Consider the following 20,697-nt stretch of genomic DNA (forward strand, 5'->3'; position numbering starts at 1 on the left):
TAAAAAGCCTTTGGGCATTAAAACATAACAAATAACCGCATAATACTAAACGAATTATACTCATGAAAAAAGGACTTTTATTATTTTTTGTTCTAACTTTTGTAATTAGCATACTTGTACCAAACAATGCAAATTCTCAGGATGAGAAAATTGAAACATGTGAAAAGTTATTACAAGCTCCTTTTATCTCAAACGGACAACCTTTCAGGGCTTTTTTAACAGGTGATGAAGTGGCAGAATTTCATACTACATTTTTAAATGGAAGTTTATACAGACTTGTGGCTTGCTCTGCTAAAAATGAACCCATCATTTTTTCAATATACGATACTAACAGAAACCTTCTTTTTACCAACGAAGAACATAACAACACCAATACATGGGATTTTAAAATAGACGGTTCTGTAGAATGTATTATTGAAGCCAAATTAGATAAAAAATTAGCAACTTCAGGAATGGCTCTTTTATACATTGGTTTTAAAAACCAACTAGAAAACTAAGCCATTTATAATTATTATAAACTCTTTATATGAGCGAAGGAATATTAAAAGCATTAATACAACTTTTTGCTTTAATAGCATTTCCTCAAAAGGACAGTAAATCAAGAAGAAACATAGTTAAGAACTTCCTTGACCAGCAGTTAAACAAACAAATGGTTGAGGAATATCTTAATATCTATGAAAAACACTATCAAGAGCACGTATCAAAATTAAAGAAGCTCCAAAATAGCGAAATCGAACGCTCTACCTTAACAGCCAATTCTGTTAAAGCCTTAAGAATTTCAACCGCAATTAATAAAGAGCTTGTTCACTACCAGAAGCTCATTGTAATTATTCAGCTTATTGAATTTCTAAAATCAGGAGTTGAAATCAGCAGATTCGAGAAAGACTTTGTTTACACAATAGCGCAAACTTTTCATATTTCGGATGAAGAGTATCATTTAATGGAAGATTTTATCATTGGAGATATGAATACTCCTGTCAACAATAATAATCTTCTGATCATTAACAAAAACAAAGGCTCAAAATACAGTCAGACAAGACACTTACAATGGGCAAATCTTAAACAAGAAATTCATATATTAAGAATAAAATCCGGCAGTTTATTTCTTTTAAGATTAAATGACAATGTAGAAATTAGCATCAATGGCCAGTTATTAGCCACTAACAGAGTTCATGTTCTTACTCCAGGATGTTCTTTACGAAATAATAGAATTGATCCAATATATTACAGTGATATTGTAGGTAAATTCACAAGTGATAATATTTCGGAACCAATAACATTCAATGTTAATAACATAAGTTATGCATTCAAAAATAAAACTATTGGAATTCAACCATTAAGTTTTTATAGTGAATCAGGTCGATTAGTGGGGATTATGGGAGCTAGTGGTGCTGGAAAAACAACACTTACCAATATTTTAAGTGGCATTGTACAACCACAAGAGGGAAATGTAAAAATAAACAATGTCGACATACATAAAAATCCAAAAAAAATAGAAGGTTTGATTGGTTACGTTTCGCAGGACGACCTGCTAATGGAAAACCTTACAGTTTATCAAAACCTTTATTACAATGCAAAATTATGCTTTGGTGATTACAGTGAACTTAAAATTCAAAAAAGAGTTTTATCCCTACTCTCATCTTTAGGTCTTCATGAAATTAAGGACATGAAAGTAGGTTCTCCCTTGAATAAAAAAATAAGTGGAGGACAACGTAAAAGACTGAACATTGCTCTAGAATTAATACGTGAACCTGCAATCCTGTTTCTGGATGAACCAACATCCGGTTTATCTTCTAAAGATTCTGCCAACATTTTAGACTTATTAAAGGAATTGGCATTAAAAGGAAAACTCGTATTTGTTGTTATCCATCAACCATCTAGTGACATTTTTAAAATGTTTAATCAACTATTGGTAATGGATAATGGAGGGTATTTAATATACGATGGAGATCCTGTCGAAAGCATTAACTACTTCAAATCATCAGTAAACCAAGCAAATAAACAAGAAAGCGAATGCCATACCTGTGGAAATGTCAATCCGGAGCAGGTTCTTAATATCGTATCATCTCAAATTATCGATGAATACGGAACTCTTACCAGAAGTAGAAAAATAGAACCTGACGAATGGCATCAACGTTTTAAGGAGTACAAACCTGAATCAAAAAGAAAAGAGAGCTTAAATGATCCACCTAGTATAAATTTTAAGATCCCAAATAAACTAAAACAACTTAGTGTTTTTATAAAAAGAGATGTACTTTCAAAACTTTCTAATAAGCAATATTTATTAATTAACCTATTAGAAACACCCATATTAGCCATTCTTTTGTCTTCCATTATAAAATTTTATAATGTAGACACCACCAACAATCAAGGGTATGTATACCAAGACAACCCAAACATTGTTGTTTACATTATCATGGCAGTTATTATTGCTCTTTTTGTTGGCCTTACTGTTAGTGCAGAAGAAATAATACGTGACAAAAAAATATTAAAGCGAGAGGCATTTTTAAATCTAAGCAGATTAAGCTACTTGCTTTCAAAATTCTTTATTCTGGGATTTATTTCTGCCATCCAAACTTTATTATTTGTAGCAATAGGAAATACAATCATCGAGATTAAAGGGATGTTCTTTGAGTATTGGATTATTCTGTTTAGTGCATCTGTATTTTCTAATTTATTAGGTTTAATCATCTCTGATAGCTTTAAAGATGCTATTAACATCTATATTCTTATTCCATTTCTACTCATTCCTCAAATCATTCTTTCCGGAGTATTTATAAGTTATGATAATTTAAATCCTAAATTATCAAATCCGGAAAAAATCCCCTGGTATGGAGAAGGAATTACTGCAAGATGGGCTTTTGAAGCCTTAGCTGTAAATCAATTTAAAAACAACAAATACGAAAGGGAGTTTTATACATTTGATAAGATTAAAAGTGAAGCAAAATTTAAAAAAGAATATTGGATACCCTCAATTCTAGCCAAACTTGATGACTGCTTAAAATATTATGAAAACCAAGATATTGAAAATCTTAATAACGCTTTTTCTCTTATTGAAAATGAGATTGCTTACGCGAGTAACAATGGCATACTTAAAGACAAGTTTTATGCTATAAATGCAATTTCTGACACTTTTAATATTGACACTTACAATAAACTTAAAGAGGAAATAAACAGCCTAAAGAAAGACTATATTAAGATTTTCAATAAAACGGATGAATTACTTGATAACAAGAAAAAGCAATTCCTTAAAACAAACGCAGAGAAAGAAGAATTTAATAATCTTAAAAGATTAAATTATAATTTAGAACTTGAACGATTTGTAAGAAATACTAACAATATCTTTTCTAATAAGATTATTGAATACAATGGTAAGTTACTACAGAAATCAGACCCAATATTTAAAGACCCTCAAAATAATTATTTATTAGCTCATTTTCTTAGTCCTTACAAGAAAATAGGTTCCATAAAAATTGATACAATATGGGCTAACACAATCGTTATCTGGTTATACAATATTGTATTATTTCTAATTCTATACTCTGGAATACTAAAAGAAATGCTGCATATTTTTGAAGAGAAATACAATAAACTAAAAAATAAAAGAGAGTAGCATATAAATATACTACTCTCTTTCACATTGTAATCTTAATATTTTTACTCTTCCATTTCAATCATTTTAAAAGGTATGTTTATTATCGACTGATAATCCTCTCCAGCCTCAAACATATCCTCATCATCTTCTTCATAATACCAGTTAACTTCTACTTTCTGTCCCTTTTTAAATATACTTTCCAATTTCTTGAAAATATCTAAAATACATTTTGAAGAACTAGTGTTAAAATATTCAAGCTGGACATTCACTGCAGTGTCATTATTAACATCACTGCTATACTCTTCAAGCCAATCAATAAGAGGCTTATAAAACTCTATTGAATTTTCTGGTATTGAACGTCCTTTAATTTCGATAATTCCTTTTTCTCCATCTAATCTAACATATGGAGTTTTAGGTGTTCCTTCTCTAACTATTGTTTCCATATTGGTAACTATATGGTTTTAACTAATATATACATCTAATGAAAAAAATATATGACTGTCATTATACTTATAAAAATAGTATTCTAATTTATTGCCAGTCTTTCTTACGATATCAAGCATCCCAAGGCCGCCACCCCCTTTATCCGAAAACTCTCCATTACTCATAATATCCAAATACAACATGCGTATTTCTTTATCAGAAAGAGAATTTACCTGATCAATACGATCCTTAATAACATTAATTTTACTTTTATCTACAAAATTTCCTGTTGAAATCCTGTAAAAAGAGCCATCTTTACTTAAAATGATAACTCCAAAATTATTTTGCTGATTATCATGTAAATCAACAGGTGCTTTATCTACGTGATGATATAAATTTTGCAAACACTCCACAAACACATTATACACCTTTTTCCTAATCTTATTTTTTTCATTCTTAAGGTTTAAACTATTTTCAATAGTACCTAATGCTTCAGTTATAAGATCAGGGGTAATACTTCCATTAAAGTTAAGAATAACTTCTCCCTCTAATTTATCGTTATACCACTCTGTTATGTTAAATGCCATCTGTATTATTAATAAAGCTTGTCACAAATATATAAATTTTGACTATTGTACAAGCTTAAACTTTAATCAATTTTACGAATAATCTTAAACAATAAGTTTAAAATATGGAAAACATCCTAAATTCCCCCTCCTTCTGTATACAAAGAATCCTTAGGTTTAAATTGTACAAGTTTCGACCCCGGTTTTACATCATTAGTTACCCAAACATTACCACCTATAACAGAACCTTTTCCTACAGTTATTCTTCCCAAAATAGTTGCCTGCGAATAAATAACAACATCATCTTCAACAATCGGATGTCGTGGAATTCCTTTAATTGGATTACCATTATCATCCAATGGAAAACTTTTTGCACCTAATGTAACCCCCTGAAACAACTTAACATTTTTACCTATAATAGATGTAGCCCCGATAACAACACCTGTTCCATGGTCTATTGTAAAGTATTCATCAATTTGTGCTTTAGGATGAATATCTATTCCTGTTTCAGAGTGTGCCATTTCTGATATCATTCGAGGAATAATAGGTACGCTCAACTTAACCAATGCATGTGCTATACGATAACTGGAAATAGCTCTAATTGCAGGATAGCAAAATATTACTTCACCCCTGCTTTTTGCTGCTGGATCACCCAAATAAGCTGCTTCCACATCGGTTGTCAACAACCGCCTCAATTCAGGAAGCAAGGCAATAAAATCTTTAGTTATTTCAAAAGCCTTCAGCTTATTTTCCTTTAATTTTTCAGGATCAGACATGCTACATTGAAAACATAAACCTGCTAATATTTGACGATTTAATAATTCAAATAAACGTTCGGTATTTACTCCAATATAATAATGTATACTCTCTGAACGTACAGGTGAATCTCCAAAATAACCCGGAAAAAGTATCTCCCTGGTCAAATTAACAATTTCACCTATTACATTTCCTGAAGGCATAGGATACTCAAAAAAGTGTGTATGACATACACTTTTATAAGAATCTTTTACAGTTAATGCTTTAATCGTTTCTTGTATTACTTCTGGATACTTGAAATGGGTCATAATATATAACTATTAATTCAGCAAATTTGAATATGATTTATCTGAAGATAATATCTCTAAAGCTTTATTAAATTCATTTGAATTGGGATTGATTGTTTGGAAATATTCATTTACTCCCCAAATATTTCTTGCTATTAATGCTTTAAGTTGATTTTTCAATAAACTCAGCGAAACTTCTAACTCATTAATATCAGATGTTATTTTCTCTTTCTTGCCTTCATCCAATAAATCCGAAATCATCTTATCATCAATTTCAAACGAATTATTAAACTCCTTATAATTTGAGTATCTTTCTTTTAAACCAACTCTATTTTTATCCATAAAAGATAAAACATACCTATTAATTACACCTAGAGCAATCAAATCCCTGTAATAATCGGAATAACCAGTAGTATCTGCGGCAATAAAGATATCAGGATTTATTCCTCCTCCTCCATATACTAATCTTTGTGATGATTTGGTATGATATTCTGGTCCTTTATGTGAAACAGAATCATTTTCCTGATGAAGAACATCCCGCATATATATTTCTCTTCTGTATGCATCTACTCCCTTATCATAAGGTTTCTGAATACATCTGCCAGACGGTGTATAATATTTAGCAATTGTAAGTTTTATCATTGATCCATCTTGTAAATTTAATGGACGCTGAACCAAACCCTTTCCAAAACTTCTCCTACCAAGCACAATACCTCTATCCCAATCCTGAATAGCCCCTGTTACAATTTCACTTGCAGAAGCAGATCCTTCATTAATTAAAACAGCAACTTTACCTTTCTTAAAAAGACCTTCACTAGATGAATGATATTCTCTTCTTGGATTAGTCATTCCCTCTGTGTATACAATTAACTTATCTGCATCTAAAAATTCGTTTACAACTTCAATTGCAGCCTTTAAATAACCTCCAGGATTACCCCTTAAATCAAGAATTAAATTCTTCATTCCTTGCTTATTCAAATCCTTTAAAGACTTTTCGAACTCACTTGAAGTTGTTGCACTAAACTGACTAATTTTAATATAGCCAACATCATCAGATGCCATATATGAAGCCTCTACACTATATATTGGAATTTTATCTCGTTCAACGGTAAAATCTAATAACTTATCAGATCCTTTTCTTAATATTTTAAGTCTTACTTCGGTTCCTTTTTTTCCTTTTAAACGCTGCTGTACCCCACTATTTGTTAAACCTATACCCGCTACATTTTCATCATCAATATAAATGATTCTATCGCCTGCTAAAATCCCAACTTTTTCAGAAGGACCTCCAGATATAGGAGCGACTACCAATAGTGTATCATTTAAAATATTAAACTGTACACCCACTCCTTCAAAACCACCATCCAAAGGTTCATTCAATTTTCTAACTTCTTCTTGTGAAAGATACTCTGAATGAGGATCCAGATTTTTAAGCATTCCTACAATAGCATCTTCAACTAATTTTTCGTTATCAACCGAATCAACATAAAATGTAGAAATTAATTTATATGCCAATTGCAACTTTTGTAGATCCTGATTAAAATTCTGAGCTTTTATATTACTCCCATATAAAAACAATACCATTAAGAAAATAAATTGCAAAGAACCTTTAACCACCTTATTAAAATGCATAGTACTAATTTGTGTTATTATTTAGTCGTTTAAAACAAAGATATAAACTATTAAAAACCTTCAACCTTTAAAACAAAAAAAAGACCAGAAATGTTCTGGTCTTTTTTTTGTTTTATATTTTCAATCTACTCCCACTCAATTGTTGCTGGTGGTTTTGAACTTATATCATAAACAACTCTGTTTACTCCTTTTACTTTATTAATAATATCATTAGATACTTTTGCAAGGAATTCATATGGTAAATGCACCCAATCCGCAGTCATACCATCTGTAGAAGAAACTGCTCTTAAAGCAACCACTCTCTCATATGTTCTCTCATCCCCCATAACTCCAACAGACTGCACTGGAAGTAACATTGCTCCTGCCTGCCATACATCATCATAAAGTTCATTATCTTTTAATCCCTGTATAAAGATATGATCTACTTCCTGAAGGATGTTAATTTTCTCTTCGGTGATATCACCTAAAATACGAATTGCTAAACCAGGTCCCGGGAAAGGATGACGACCAAGTAATGCTGGTGATATTCCTAACGCACTACCTACACGACGAACTTCATCTTTGAACAACAAATTTAATGGCTCAACAACCTTCAAATTCATCTTTTCAGGTAATCCACCTACATTATGATGCGACTTAATTGTAGCAGAAGGTCCATTAACAGAAACTGATTCAATTACATCAGGATAAATAGTACCTTGAGCTAACCATTTTACATCCTGAATTTTGTGTGCTTCCTTATCGAATGTTTCAATAAAAACGCGACCAATTATCTTTCTTTTTGTTTCTGGATCCGACACACCTGCAAGTTCACTTAAAAACTCTTGTTTTGCATCAACTCCAATAACATTTAAGCCCATATGTTGATATGAATCCAAAACATTTTGGTATTCATTCTTTCTCAATAATCCATTATCAACAAAGATACAAGTAAGGTTATCACCAATTGCCTTGTTTAATAAAACACCAGCAACTGTTGAATCAACACCACCTGATAAACCTAAAACAACTTTATCATTACCTAACTTTTCTTTTAAAGAAGCTACTGTTGAATCTACGAAAGAATCTGGTGTCCAATCCTGAGAACAACCACAAATTGAAACAACAAAATTGAAAAGTATTGTTTTACCGTCTGTAGAATGATAAACTTCAGGGTGGAATTGTAATCCCCATGTATTTTCGCCTTTTACCTCGTAAGCAGCAACCTTTACATCTCCAGTACTTGCAATTATAGAATAATTTTCAGGTAAATTTACTATAGTATCGCCATGCGACATCCATACTTGAGAATGTTCGGGCACACCTGTCATTAATTCATTGCCTCTATCAATAAATCCAAGATTTGCTCTACCATACTCTCTGGTATTTGAAGGTTTTACTTCACCGCCAAAAAACTGAGATAAGAATTGAGCACCATAGCAAACTCCTAATAATGGATACTTACCTTTAATACTTTTTAAATCTGGAATTGGAGCCTCTTCATCTCGCACACTATAAGGGCTACCTGAAAGAATTACTCCTTTTACACTACTATCTAACTCTGGTACTGAATGAAAAGGATGAATTTCACAGTACACATTTAACTCTCTTACCCTACGGGCAATTAGCTGGGTATATTGTGACCCAAAGTCAAGAATAACTATTTTTTCTTGCATTAAACAGAGGCTTAATGGGTTTATAAATTATTTAAATTTTTCGCAAATATAGGGATTAAAATCCACTTTTTTAAGATAATTATGCTAATGTTACCACAACACCTTCTCTACCCAAAACTGTATTTTCAAAAACAGTTTTGGCTTCTTCCAAAAAAAGACTCAAATCTTTATATCGAGTAGAGTAATGCCCAATCATCAATTGTTTTACATTAGCTTCCTTAGCTATATTAGCGGCTTGTTCAGCTGTACTATGATAAGTTTTATGAGCCAACTTTTTATCTTCTTTTAAAAAAGTACTCTCATGATACAGTAAATCCACATCTTTTATTTGATCAATAGCTTTCTTTGCCGGCCTGGTATCCGTACAAAATGCATATGCTAGTGGCTTGGGTGGTTCAATGGTAATATCTTCGTTTAATATCAATTCTCCATCTTTAGTATAATAAGGTTCACCATGTTTAATGGCAATGATTTCTTTTATTGATGGTTGATATTTAAATACAAATTCTTTACGAACTTTTCTCTCTGCAACTTTTTCTTTAAACAAGAAACCTACAGTAGGAACTCTGTGAACTAAAGGAATAGTATAAACTTCCATATTCTTATCCTCATAGATCATATCCTGTTTTTTCCAATCAAAACAATCGAATATAACTTTAAAGGGCATGTCTTTACAGAAATAATCCAATTGTGGCACTAATATTTTTTCCAGGTCGGGATGACAATGAATATGCAAATCAACAATTCTTCCAAGCAAACCCATTGTTGAGATAAGGCCGATTAAACCAAAACAATGATCGCCATGTAAGTGCGAAATAAAAATATGATTTATCTTAGAAAACTTAATCCTATTTCTTCTTAACTGAATTTGCGTTCCCTCTCCACAATCTATCAAAAAAAACCGCTCAGATACATTGAGCACCTGAGCGGTTGGATATCTTTCAGAAGTTGGTAATGCTGAGTTACTTCCTAAGATGGTAATTGAAAATGTTTTCGACATTATTTTTCAATAGCTTTCTTCATTAATTCAACACCTTCATCAAGATCTGAAGCAATAGTTAGCACTGAATCTAACTGCGAAACAGAGATTAATCTCTCTACCGCGGGTTGTAGTCCAGATAAAACAAACACTCCATCAGCATTTTTACACAACCTATTAGCTACAAGAATAGCACTCAATCCAGATGAATCACAATAACTTGATTTACCAAGGTCCAAAAGAATATTGCGTTCTCCATTACCTGATAATAATACAAGTTCAGACTTAAGAGAAGGCGCAATATGCGTATCTAGTTTTTCCTTTAAAATCTGAATAAGTGTGAAATCATCTAATTTATCTATTTTAAAGTCCATCTGTAAAAAGAATTTATTGAATACTACTCATTTAGGCTACTTAATTACTTCTGCTCGTCTTGCTCCATTTTATCTTTTAGAGCTTGTAAGCTAGAAATATCACCTAATGTAGTCTTTTCTAAGTTATCTTTCAACTTCTTAACGCCTTTTTTCGTAGTTTTTACTTGTGCAGCTTTTTCTGTATCATCTGCAGCTTTTTTCTCATCCTCAAAAACTCTTGAGTGTGAAAGGATTATACGCTTAGACGCTTTATTAAATTCGATTACTTTAAAATCTAATTTTTCATCAACCTTAGCTTGAGAACCATCTTCTTTAACTAAATGACGAGGAGTTGCAAAACCTTCTACTCCATAAGGAAGAGAAATTACAGCACCTTTGTCGAATAATTCCATGATAGTTCCTTCGTGAATTGAATCAACAGTAAACATTGTTTCAAATACATCCCAAGGATTTTCTTCTAATTGCTTATGACCAAGACTTAATCTTCTGTTTTCTTTGTCAATTTCTAAAACAACAACATCAACAACATCTCCAATTGAAGTAAATTCAGCTGGGTGTTTAATTTTCTTAGTCCAAGAAAGATCTGAGATATGGATTAATCCATCAATACCTTCTTCAATCTCTACAAATACACCAAAGTTTGTAAAGTTTCTAACTTTAGCCTGGTGCTTAGATCCTACTGCGTAGCTTTCTTCAATTTTTTCCCATGGATCAGCTTTTAATTGCTTAATTCCAAGAGACATCTTACGCTCATCACGATCTAAAGTAAGAATAGTAGCTTCTACTTCATCACCTACTTTTAAGAAATCTTGTGCACTTCTTAAGTGTTGTGACCAAGACATTTCAGAAACGTGAATTAAACCTTCTACACCTGGAGCGATTTCAACAAACGCACCGTAGTCAGCCATAACAACCACTTTTCCTTTTACTTTATCACCAACTTTAAGCTCTGCATCTAAAGAATCCCAAGGATGAGAAGTTAATTGTTTTAAACCTAAAGCAATACGTTTTTTCTCATCATCAAAATCAAGAATTACAACATTTAATTTTTGATCTAACTGAACGATTTCTTCTGGATGAGTTACGCGACCCCAAGATAAATCTGTGATGTGGATAAGTCCGTCCACTCCACCAAGGTCGATAAACACCCCGTAAGAAGTAATGTTTTTAACAGTTCCCTCAAGAACTTGTCCTTTTTCAAGCTTAGAAATAATATCTTTTTTCTGTTGCTCAAGTTCTGCTTCAATAAGAGCTTTGTGAGATACAACAACGTTTTTAAATTCTGGGTTGATTTTAACAACTTTGAATTCCATTGTTTTACCTACATACATATCGTAGTCACGAATTGGTTTCACATCAATTTGTGAACCTGGAAGGAAAGCTTCAATTCCAAATACATCTACAATCATACCACCTTTAGTACGACACTTAATGTATCCTTTGATAACTTCGTCATTTTCTAAAGCTGCATTAACTCTATCCCAAGAACGTAATGCACGTGCTTTTTTGTGAGAAAGAACTAATTGACCTTTTTTATCCTCTTGGCTTTCTACATAAACTTCAACTTTATCACCTACAGCTAATTCTGGGTTATAACGAAATTCATTTCTAGAAATAATACCATCAGATTTAAAACCAATGTTAATTACAACTTCTCTTTTGCTTAATGCGATAACTTCACCTTCAATAACTTCTTTTTCAGAGATTGTAGAAAGAGTTTTATCATACATTTTTTCTAGATCAGCTTTTGATCCAGTTTTTCCAAATACTTCTCCTTGCTCAAACTCATCCCAATCAAAGTTTGCATCAGAAGTTGTTGCAGTCACGTTTGCTGCTTCATTTTTTACTTCAGGAGTTTCGTTTAATTCCTGAGCATTTTCATTTACTTCACTCATTGTAAATCAATTAATTACTAGTAGTTAGACATTATATTTTATAAAAACAGGTGCAAAAGTACAAACTTTTAACCAAATTCTCTTATAACCAACAGGATATTTTAATCATTTCTTAAAAAAACAATTACACAAACTAGGTTATCCATATAAATACAACGATTATTCATTAACATGTAGAAATACAATACAACTTTATATAATATAGTATTGCTGGCTTTTTACTAAACCTCATTTCATCAAATAAATTTGTTTTTTAATTGCAGAGACATCTACTTTTATCAAAAAGTATGACTTCATCCAATTATTGGAAAGTATATTGTCTTAAATTAACAAAAATCTTTACTTTTGAGGCTGGTAAAAAATTAACGAGATACCTTATAACAAAATAAAACTTTAAACAAATGAAAATTTCTATTGTTGGAACCGGATACGTTGGACTTGTATCAGGAACTTGTTTTGCTGATGTTGGAGTAAATGTTACATGTGTTGACATTGACGAAAAAAAAATTGAAAACCTTAAGAATGGTATCATTCCAATATATGAACCCGGTCTAGAAACAATGGTTCATGATAACATTGAAAAAGGCAGATTATTCTTTACCACAAGTATAAAGGATTCGCTTGAAAATTCAGATATTGTTTTTATTGCAGTAGGAACACCACCTGACGAAGATGGAAGTGCTGACTTAAAATATGTATTAGAAGTAGCTCGCCAAATTGGAAGAAACATTAATCATTATGTGGTTGTAGTTACTAAAAGTACAGTACCTATTGGAACTGCTAAAAAAGTTAAGGCGGCAATTACTGACGAATTGGAAAAAAGAGGTGTTGAAGTAGAATTTGATGTTGCTTCAAATCCGGAATTCCTTAAAGAGGGAAATGCTATTGAAGATTTCTTAAAACCGGACCGTATTGTTGTTGGTACAGAATCTGAAAAAGCAGAAAAAACAATGCAGCGCCTATATAAACCATTCCTTTTAAATGGTCATCCAATTATTTTCATGGATATTCCATCTTCAGAAATGACTAAATACGCAGCCAACTCAATGCTTGCTACAAAAATTAGCTTTATGAACGATATGGCCAATTTGTGCGAAATTGTTGGTGCAGATATTACTTCTGTAAGAAAAGGTATTGGTTCTGATGCTCGTATTGGAAACAAATTTATATATGCAGGAGCTGGATATGGAGGTTCTTGTTTTCCAAAGGATGTAAAAGCAGTAATTAAAACAGCAAATGACCATCAATATAAATTAAGATTACTTCAAGCTGTTGAAGATGTGAATAACGATCAAAAACACGTTCTTGTAAGAAAAATAAAAGAAGAGTTTGGTAGCAATCTTGAAAACAAAACATTTGCGCTTTGGGGATTATCTTTTAAACCTAAAACAGATGACATGCGAGAAGCCCCTGCTCTGGTTCTGATTGAGGAGCTAATCAAAATGGGAGCCAAAGTTAAAGCCTATGATCCGGTAGCTATGGAAGAAGCTCAAAGAATTCTTGGTGATAAAATTGAATATGGAAAAGATCCTTACGAAGTTTTAATTGATACTGAAGCATTAATTGTTATCACTGAATGGCCTGAATTCAGAATTCCAAATTTTAAAGTTTTAGAGAAATTATTAAACAACAAAATTATTTTTGACGGTAGAAACATTTATGATCCTGAAGAAATTGTTGAAAATGGTTTTACTTATTATAGCATAGGTAGAAAACCTTTAAAACCATAGTAAATATTATTTCGCAAGCTTAATATTAAACATATTTCACTTTGCGATCATATTTAATTATAATAAAACATTAAGCAATAAGATTTGAGTTTAAACAAGCATTTTTGTTTAAACTCAATTTATATGAAACGAGCCATGAGAAATCTTTTTCGCACAGGGAAATGATCTAATTTGGCGAGTTCCATGTGAAAATAAAAATCAAATTAAAACACATGAAACGGATATTAGTAACAGGAGGTGCTGGTTTTATTGGCTCTCACCTGTGTGAAAGATTATTAAATGATGGTAATGAAGTTATTTGTATAGACAATTACTTCACAGGTAGTAAATCAAATGTTATTCATTTACTAGAAAATCCTTACTTTGAATTAATCAGACACGATGTAACTCATCCTTATTTTATTGAGGTGGATGAAATATACAATTTAGCTTGTCCTGCATCACCTGTTCATTATCAGTTCAATTCAATAAAAACCATAAAAACATCAGTAATGGGAGCTATTAATATGCTTGGTTTAGCCAAACGTATTAAAGCAAGAGTTTTACAAGCCTCAACATCTGAAGTTTATGGAGATCCTGAAATTCATCCGCAAAAAGAAAGCTATTGGGGAAATGTAAATCCAATTGGTATTAGATCTTGTTATGATGAAGGTAAACGTTGTGCTGAAAGTTTATTCTTCAATTATCACCAACAAAATAATGTGGATATTAAAGTAATCAGAATTTTCAACACATACGGTCCACGAATGAATCCTAACGACGGAAGAGTGGTTTCAAATTTTATTGTTCAAGCTTTAAAAGGTGAAGACATTACCATATTTGGCGATGGTCAACAAACAAGAAGCTTTCAATATGTTGATGATCTAATTGAAGGCATGATTCGAATGATGAACTCCCGTAATGATTTTCATGGACCCGTTAACATTGGTAATCCGAATGAGTTCACAATGTTAGAATTAGCTGAGCAAGTAATTGAATTAACAAATTCAAAATCAAAACTTACTTATTTACCTCTTCCTGCTGATGATCCTACACAAAGACAACCTGACATAACTCTTGCAAAAAAAGAGTTAAATAACTGGGAACCAACAGTACAACTAAGAGAGGGATTAACCAAAACAATTGAATTTTTCGATAATCTTTTAAAAAATCCAAAATAAACCCTAATTACATATGGCAAATTACAAAGGAATTATTCTTGCAGGAGGTTCTGGAACAAGACTCTACCCTATTACACAAAGTATATCAAAACAAATTATACCAGTGTATAATAAACCGATGATATATTATCCTCTATCCGTATTAATGCTTGCTGGAATCAAAGAAATATTAATTATCTCAACACCACAGGATCTTCCTTTGTACAAAAACTTATTTGGTGATGGCAACCAATTAGGACTTACCTTATCTTATGCAGAACAGCCTAGTCCTGATGGTTTAGCTCAAGCCTTTATTATTGGTGAAGAGTTTATCGGAGACGATAATGTATGTTTAATTTTGGGTGACAATATTTTCTTTGGATACGATTTTTCCAAATTACTTTCTCAAACTGTAAAAGAAAATACAGGAGCTACAGTTTTTGGATATTATGTAACAGATCCGGAACGATATGGAGTTGCGGAATTTGATGCTAATAATAATGTAATTAGTATTGAAGAGAAGCCTGAAAATCCCAAATCGAATTACGCTGTAACAGGTTTATACTTTTACAATAACTCAGTTGTTCAAAAAGCAAAATCATTAAAACCTTCTCCCAGAGGAGAATTAGAAATTACAGACTTGAATAAGATCTTTCTTGAAGAAGGTGATTTAAAAGTAAATTTAATGGGCCGCGGTATGGCTTGGTTAGATACCGGAACTCATGACAGCATGTTGGAAGCCTCTAACTTTATTGCAACAATAGAACATCGACAAGGATTAATGGTGGCTTGTTTAGAAGAAATTGCATTCAATAAAGGATACATTAACAAAGACCAATTATTAAAATTAGCAGAGCCTTTAGCTAAAAATGAATATGGAGCTTATTTAAAAAGAATTGCAAAATAAATTAAGCATACAATCCTATAAAATATTTAGGTACTAATAATATATGGAAATTTTAAAGACAGATATAAAAGACTTACTTATTATAAAACCAAATAAATTTGTTGATTCAAGAGGATTTTTCCTTGAATCATACAATAAAGAACGCTATTATACATTAGACATAGTCAATGAATTCGTTCAGGATAATGTTTCCTGTTCTCAATATGGAGTAATAAGAGGTTTACACTATCAACTAGCCCCCTATTCACAGGCCAAACTAGTTCAGGTTTTAAAAGGAAAGATTATTGACGCCGTTGTTGATTTAAGAAGAGACTCTGATACATTTGGAAAAAGTTTTAGCATTGAATTATCACAGGAAAACGGATTACAATTATTAGTACCTAGAGGTTTTGCTCATGGTTTTTCCGTATTAAGCAATGAAGTTATATTTTCCTATAAATGTGATAATTTATACAACAAAGAGGCAGAAAGAGGTCTATTATATAACGACCCCAATCTTAATATAAACTGGCAAATACCAACAAACGAAGCCATTGTATCTGAAAAAGATTTGCTTCACCCACATTTTAAAGATGCTGAATATAATTTTTAACTATAGAAATGATTAAAGTATTAATTACAGGAGGAAAAGGTCAATTAGGTCAAAGTTTTCAATCAATTTCAAACAAATTTGTTGATATCAACATATCTTTTACTGATGTTGAAGACTTAAATATTTGCGACATTGACAATATTCGAGATTTTATTTCTGACAAAGATTATAACTATATTATTAATTGCGCAGCCTACACTGCTGTAGACAAAGCAGAAAGTGATAAAATTGCCAGTTTACAACTAAATGCCGAGGCAGTTAAAAATATTGGTATTGTAGCAAAGGAATTCAATATTCCTGTTATACATATATCTACTGATTATGTATTTGATGGCAACTCATTTAAGCCATATACAGAAAACGATTATGCCGTTCCTTCATCTTATTATGGTCAAACAAAGTTGTTAGGCGAAAAATATTTACTTGAAGAACAGCCCAATTCAATAATTATAAGAACAGCATGGTTATACTCTGAGTTTGGAAATAACTTTGTCAAAACAATGATTAAACTTGGTAATGATAGAGACTTACTTAAAGTTGTTGTTGATCAGGTTGGCTCTCCAACCTATGCAGTAGATCTTGCCGAAGGAATTTTGAATATAATTTTAAAAATTGAAAATAAATCAGTTAATTTTACACCTGGAATATATCATTTTAGTAATGAAGGTGTTTGTAGTTGGTATGATTTTACAATTAACATTCATCAATTAATGGGAATTGATTGCAATGTATTACCAATTGAATCAAAAGAGTATCCAACAGCAGCACCTCGTCCCTACTATAGTGTTCTTAATAAAACTAAAATAAAAACTACCTATAAGATAGAAATTCCATATTGGAGATTTAGTCTTGAAAAATGCTTACGTAAGTTAGCAACCAAAAACTAAAACTAATAACAGAAAAATACAATGGAAAACCAAGATGTATTGGCATTGGTAACAGAAAAAGCTAACCAATGGCTATCAGGAAATTACGATGAAGAAACTAAAAAACAAGTTTCTGAACTTTTAAACAAAGAAGATAAAAGTGATCTTATTGATGCATTTTACAAAGATTTAGAATTTGGAACAGGTGGTTTAAGAGGAATTATGGGACCTGGTTCTAACCGAATGAATATTTATACTGTTGGAGCTGCAACTCAAGGTTTAGCAAACTATCTTAACAGCCAGTTTGCCGATTTAGATGAGATAAAAGTATGTATTGGTCACGATTGTAGAAACAACAGTAGAGAATTTGCAGAAATTTCTGCTAAAATTCTTTCTGCAAACGGAATCAAAGCCCTTCTTTTTGATGATTTACGCCCAACACCAGAAGTTTCTTTTGTTATTCGTGAATTAAACTGTCAAAGTGGTATTATTATCACTGCATCTCATAACCCTAAAGAATATAACGGATACAAAGCATATTGGAATGATGGAGGTCAAATGATTGCTCCACATGACACTAATGTTATTGATGAGGTGCAAAAAATCACATCAATTGATGAGATTAAATTTGAAGGTAATGATACTTTAATTGAAGTATTGGGTGAAGAAATGGACAAAAAATACCTGGATAAGGTAAAATCTATTTCACTAGATACTGGTGCAATTGAAAGAAATAAAGACCTAAAGATTATTTATACTCCTATCCACGGAACTGGTGTAAAATTAATTCCTGCTGCATTAAAGCAATATGGTTTTACAAATATTATAAATATTCCGGAGCAAGATGTTGTTAGTGGAGATTTCCCAACTGTAGTTTCTCCAAACCCGGAAGAACCTGCTGCATTAAAAATGGCAGTAGATAAAGCAGCTGAAATTGATGCGGATTTAGTAATGGCTTCTGACCCTGATGCTGACAGACTTGGTATTGCATGTAAAAATGAAAAAGGTGAATTTATCTTATTAAACGGGAACCAAACAGCGCTTTTATTAACGTGGTATATGGTTAAAAGATGGAAAGAAAACAATCTTTTAACCGGTAAGGAATTTATTGTTAAAACTATTGTAACAAGTGAATTACTTAAAGAAATTGCGGTTAAAAACGACATTGAATATTTTGACGTATTCACTGGTTTCAAATGGATTGCTGATAAAATTAAAACCTACGAAGGAGAGAAAAAATACATCTGTGGTGGAGAAGAAAGTTATGGATTCTTACCTGGAGACTATGTTAGAGATAAAGATGCTGTTGCTTCTTGTGCTATGTTTGCTGAAATTGCAGCTTGGGCTAAAGACAATGGAGTAACTTTATTTGAACTACTTCAAAATATTTATATTGAATACGGTTTTTCTAAAGAAAAGATGATTTATATCGTTCGCAAAGGAAAATCCGGAGCTGATGAAATTCAGCAATTAATGAAAGATTTTAGAGAAAATCCTCCTGTTGAATTGGCTGGTTCTAAGGTTTCTGTTGTTAAAGATTATGCTGTTTTAAAAGCATTTAATAAGGTAGACAACACAGAAACAGATATTGATCTACCTGCAACATCTAATGTGCTACAATTCTTCACTGAAGACGGATCTAAAGTTAGTGTAAGACCTTCAGGAACTGAACCTAAAATCAAATTCTATTTTGAGGTAAAAGGTGAAATGAAAGATAAGGCTGAGTATTATGATGCAGATGCTAAAGCTGAAGAAAAAATCAATGCTATTGCGACTGATTTAAAGATTTTGTAACAAATATTATTACATATTATGATTAAGAAAGGGGAAAATTTCCCCTTTCTTATTTTATGCTATTACTCAAAATATTCATCTTTAAAGTTTACCAGGTATAATTTTTCTGTACACCTTGTTATTGCTGTATATAGCCATCTATAATAATCTTTATTTATATTTTCCTCTGGCACAAAACCTGGATCTACAAACACTACTTTCCATTGGCCACCCTGAGCTTTATGACAAGTCATTGCATAAGCAAACTTAACTTGCAAGGCATTATAGTACTCATTGTTTTTTACAGCCTCATATTGCTTTCTTTTAGGTGAAAGATCTTCATAATCTTTCATGATTTCATAAAAGAATACCTCCTGTTCTTTTTGAGTAAATCCTGCGGTATCTGTATTTAACACATCTAAAATCAACTTAACATCAACTTCCAGCTCCTTATAATCAATTAACCTGATAGTGCAATTAACAAACCTCTTACCATAAAGTTCTTCATATCCTTTTATCCTAACTATTTCAGCAATATCTCCATTTGCTATAAAATCAACTTCCTTATGCTCTTTCAACCAGAAATAGTTATTTTTTACAACCAGAATATAATCACCAACAGAAACTTCTTCTTCTTTATACAATATTGAATTACGAATACCTTTATTATATAAGTTTGTTCTTTTATTTGATCGATTTACAATTAGAGTTTCATCCATACCCACAGAATCGTATGCCGTATTTATTTCTTCAATAAGCTCCTCTCCTGATATCCTTTTGATATCCTTGTACCCATATGTATCAAATTTAGGAAGATCATCAAAAAATGTATCCGACTCAATAGAACATCTTAGATTTGAAGCATTATTTAATATTCCGCTTTCCAATGACTGTCGAACTACATCTGTAAGAAAGCAGGAAAAAAGGGTAACTCCATAATAATTTAAGGTATCAGTATCCAAGGCCGGACTTTCAGAGTTACCTATTGGTGGCAACTGTGCAGAATCGCCAATTAAAACTAATCTGCAATTTCTATTTTCAAACACAAAATTTAATAAATCCTCAAGCAAATTGCCGCTACCAAAACTTGTGTACTCATTACTAAAACCGGATATCATAGAAGCTTCATCAACAAAAAATATGGTATCAGGTTTCAAATTTTTATTCAAATTAAAAGTACCAAAGCCATCATTTGCCGATTTCTGACGATATATAACTTTATGAATAGTATAAGCTGGCTTTCCTGCATAACCAGAAAATACTTTGGCAGCCCTCCCTGTAGGAGCCATTAAAACCTGTCGAAATTTAAATTCATCCAATGATGCTACAATTGAACTTATTAATGAAGTTTTTCCCGTTCCGGCATATCCTTTTAAAATAAATACAGGATTATCATCTGTTGAAGTAAGAAAATCAACAAAAAGATCAATTGCGCTGTTCTGAGATTCTGTAGGAACATGCTCAAAATGAGCTTTAATATTCGATATGATATGATTATTTAACATTATTCGTTATAAAATAGGTGAAT

General features: G+C 31.8%; 17 protein-coding genes. 8 read left to right on the forward strand and 9 right to left on the reverse strand.

All coding sequences use genetic code 11. The annotated features are described in order from the left end of the window. Positions 1 to 62: 62 nt before the first annotated feature. A complete protein-coding gene (locus OM075_RS08340; RefSeq protein WP_301190038.1) occupies positions 63 to 497 on the forward strand; it encodes a hypothetical protein in 435 nt (144 codons plus the stop codon). Between the two features lie 29 nt (positions 498 to 526). Beyond that, positions 527 to 3,613, forward strand: coding sequence for an ATP-binding cassette domain-containing protein (locus OM075_RS08345; protein ID WP_301190039.1), 3,087 nt, complete (start codon positions 527 to 529; stop codon positions 3,611 to 3,613). 44 nt (positions 3,614 to 3,657) lie between these two features. On the opposite strand, the gene OM075_RS08350 is transcribed toward OM075_RS08345, so the two are convergent. The 8 genes from OM075_RS08350 to rpsA form a co-directional block, all read right to left on the reverse strand. Then, on the reverse strand, positions 3,658 to 4,038 hold the full coding sequence (locus tag OM075_RS08350; RefSeq protein WP_301190040.1) for a DUF1987 domain-containing protein: 381 nt from the start codon (positions 4,036 to 4,038) through the stop codon (positions 3,658 to 3,660). 18 nt (positions 4,039 to 4,056) lie between these two features. Continuing rightward, positions 4,057 to 4,605: a SiaB family protein kinase gene (locus OM075_RS08355; RefSeq protein ID WP_301190041.1), complete on the reverse strand. Its 549-nt coding sequence runs from the start codon at positions 4,603 to 4,605 to the stop codon at positions 4,057 to 4,059. A 116-nt stretch (positions 4,606 to 4,721) separates the two neighbouring features. Then, positions 4,722 to 5,648 (reverse strand): serine O-acetyltransferase EpsC, encoded by a 927-nt coding sequence (gene epsC / locus OM075_RS08360; protein WP_301190042.1) that lies wholly within the window; start codon positions 5,646 to 5,648, stop codon positions 4,722 to 4,724. A gap of 12 nt (positions 5,649 to 5,660) precedes the next feature. After that, positions 5,661 to 7,259 carry a S41 family peptidase gene (locus OM075_RS08365; protein WP_301190043.1) on the reverse strand — a complete coding sequence of 533 codons (1,599 nt, stop codon included), beginning with the start codon at positions 7,257 to 7,259 and terminating at the stop codon, positions 5,661 to 5,663. A gap of 125 nt (positions 7,260 to 7,384) precedes the next feature. After that, positions 7,385 to 8,914, reverse strand: a complete 1,530-nt coding sequence (gene guaA, locus OM075_RS08370; protein ID WP_301190044.1) for a glutamine-hydrolyzing GMP synthase — start codon at positions 8,912 to 8,914, stop codon at positions 7,385 to 7,387. A gap of 79 nt (positions 8,915 to 8,993) precedes the next feature. Continuing rightward, positions 8,994 to 9,914, reverse strand: coding sequence for a ribonuclease Z (locus tag OM075_RS08375; protein ID WP_301190045.1), 921 nt, complete (start codon positions 9,912 to 9,914; stop codon positions 8,994 to 8,996). Then, positions 9,914 to 10,267: an STAS domain-containing protein gene (locus tag OM075_RS08380; RefSeq protein ID WP_301190046.1), complete on the reverse strand. Its 354-nt coding sequence runs from the start codon at positions 10,265 to 10,267 to the stop codon at positions 9,914 to 9,916. Before OM075_RS08380 ends, OM075_RS08375 begins: the two co-directional genes overlap by 1 nt. A gap of 44 nt (positions 10,268 to 10,311) precedes the next feature. Further along, the gene (gene rpsA / locus OM075_RS08385; RefSeq protein ID WP_301190047.1) at positions 10,312 to 12,162 is read right to left on the reverse strand and encodes a 30S ribosomal protein S1; all 1,851 of its coding nucleotides are present in this window, start codon (positions 12,160 to 12,162) and stop codon (positions 10,312 to 10,314) included. Between the two features lie 401 nt (positions 12,163 to 12,563). Here rpsA and OM075_RS08390 point away from each other — a divergent pair, with 401 nt between their 5' ends. From OM075_RS08390 to OM075_RS08415, 6 genes are all read left to right on the forward strand, one after another. Continuing rightward, complete coding sequence (locus OM075_RS08390) at positions 12,564 to 13,892, forward strand: UDP-glucose dehydrogenase family protein (protein WP_301190048.1); 1,329 nt, start codon at positions 12,564 to 12,566, stop codon at positions 13,890 to 13,892. 212 nt (positions 13,893 to 14,104) lie between these two features. After that, positions 14,105 to 15,052, forward strand: coding sequence for a UDP-glucuronic acid decarboxylase family protein (locus OM075_RS08395; RefSeq protein ID WP_301190049.1), 948 nt, complete (start codon positions 14,105 to 14,107; stop codon positions 15,050 to 15,052). 13 nt (positions 15,053 to 15,065) lie between these two features. Next, positions 15,066 to 15,938 carry a glucose-1-phosphate thymidylyltransferase RfbA gene (gene rfbA / locus OM075_RS08400; RefSeq protein ID WP_301190050.1) on the forward strand — a complete coding sequence of 291 codons (873 nt, stop codon included), beginning with the start codon at positions 15,066 to 15,068 and terminating at the stop codon, positions 15,936 to 15,938. A 43-nt stretch (positions 15,939 to 15,981) separates the two neighbouring features. Beyond that, positions 15,982 to 16,530, forward strand: coding sequence for a dTDP-4-dehydrorhamnose 3,5-epimerase (rfbC, locus tag OM075_RS08405; RefSeq protein ID WP_301190051.1), 549 nt, complete (start codon positions 15,982 to 15,984; stop codon positions 16,528 to 16,530). Positions 16,531 to 16,538: 8 nt separating this feature from the next. Continuing rightward, positions 16,539 to 17,417: a dTDP-4-dehydrorhamnose reductase gene (gene rfbD, locus OM075_RS08410; RefSeq protein WP_301190052.1), complete on the forward strand. Its 879-nt coding sequence runs from the start codon at positions 16,539 to 16,541 to the stop codon at positions 17,415 to 17,417. A 21-nt stretch (positions 17,418 to 17,438) separates the two neighbouring features. Then, entirely contained in the window at positions 17,439 to 19,190 is a 1,752-nt protein-coding gene (locus OM075_RS08415; RefSeq protein ID WP_301190053.1) for a phospho-sugar mutase, read from the forward strand. A 62-nt stretch (positions 19,191 to 19,252) separates the two neighbouring features. Here OM075_RS08415 and OM075_RS08420 read toward each other — a convergent pair whose 3' ends face one another. Beyond that, entirely contained in the window at positions 19,253 to 20,674 is a 1,422-nt protein-coding gene (locus tag OM075_RS08420) for an ATP-dependent DNA helicase (RefSeq protein WP_301190054.1), read from the reverse strand. Positions 20,675 to 20,697: the final 23 nt, after the last annotated feature.

The organism is Plebeiibacterium sediminum (assembly GCF_026013605.1).
Taxonomy (GTDB): Bacteria; Bacteroidota; Bacteroidia; order Bacteroidales; family Marinilabiliaceae; genus Saccharicrinis; species Saccharicrinis sediminus.

Bases quoted from the DNA above. Each gene is read 5' to 3' on its own strand.
- OM075_RS08340 (WP_301190038.1), top strand. From the start codon at position 63: ATGAAAAAAGGACTTTTATTATTTTTTGTTCTAACTTTTGTAATTAGC.
- OM075_RS08345 (WP_301190039.1), top strand. From the start codon at position 527: ATGAGCGAAGGAATATTAAAAGCATTAATACAACTTTTTGCTTTAATA.
- OM075_RS08350 (WP_301190040.1), bottom strand. From the start codon at position 4,038: ATGGAAACAATAGTTAGAGAAGGAACACCTAAAACTCCATATGTTAGA.
- OM075_RS08355 (WP_301190041.1), bottom strand. From the start codon at position 4,605: ATGGCATTTAACATAACAGAGTGGTATAACGATAAATTAGAGGGAGAA.
- epsC (WP_301190042.1), bottom strand. From the start codon at position 5,648: ATGACCCATTTCAAGTATCCAGAAGTAATACAAGAAACGATTAAAGCA.
- OM075_RS08365 (WP_301190043.1), bottom strand. From the start codon at position 7,259: ATGCATTTTAATAAGGTGGTTAAAGGTTCTTTGCAATTTATTTTCTTA.
- guaA (WP_301190044.1), bottom strand. From the start codon at position 8,914: ATGCAAGAAAAAATAGTTATTCTTGACTTTGGGTCACAATATACCCAG.
- OM075_RS08375 (WP_301190045.1), bottom strand. From the start codon at position 9,914: ATGTCGAAAACATTTTCAATTACCATCTTAGGAAGTAACTCAGCATTA.
- OM075_RS08380 (WP_301190046.1), bottom strand. From the start codon at position 10,267: ATGGACTTTAAAATAGATAAATTAGATGATTTCACACTTATTCAGATT.
- rpsA (WP_301190047.1), bottom strand. From the start codon at position 12,162: ATGAGTGAAGTAAATGAAAATGCTCAGGAATTAAACGAAACTCCTGAA.
- OM075_RS08390 (WP_301190048.1), top strand. From the start codon at position 12,564: ATGAAAATTTCTATTGTTGGAACCGGATACGTTGGACTTGTATCAGGA.
- OM075_RS08395 (WP_301190049.1), top strand. From the start codon at position 14,105: ATGAAACGGATATTAGTAACAGGAGGTGCTGGTTTTATTGGCTCTCAC.
- rfbA (WP_301190050.1), top strand. From the start codon at position 15,066: ATGGCAAATTACAAAGGAATTATTCTTGCAGGAGGTTCTGGAACAAGA.
- rfbC (WP_301190051.1), top strand. From the start codon at position 15,982: ATGGAAATTTTAAAGACAGATATAAAAGACTTACTTATTATAAAACCA.
- rfbD (WP_301190052.1), top strand. From the start codon at position 16,539: ATGATTAAAGTATTAATTACAGGAGGAAAAGGTCAATTAGGTCAAAGT.
- OM075_RS08415 (WP_301190053.1), top strand. From the start codon at position 17,439: ATGGAAAACCAAGATGTATTGGCATTGGTAACAGAAAAAGCTAACCAA.
- OM075_RS08420 (WP_301190054.1), bottom strand. From the start codon at position 20,674: ATGTTAAATAATCATATCATATCGAATATTAAAGCTCATTTTGAGCAT.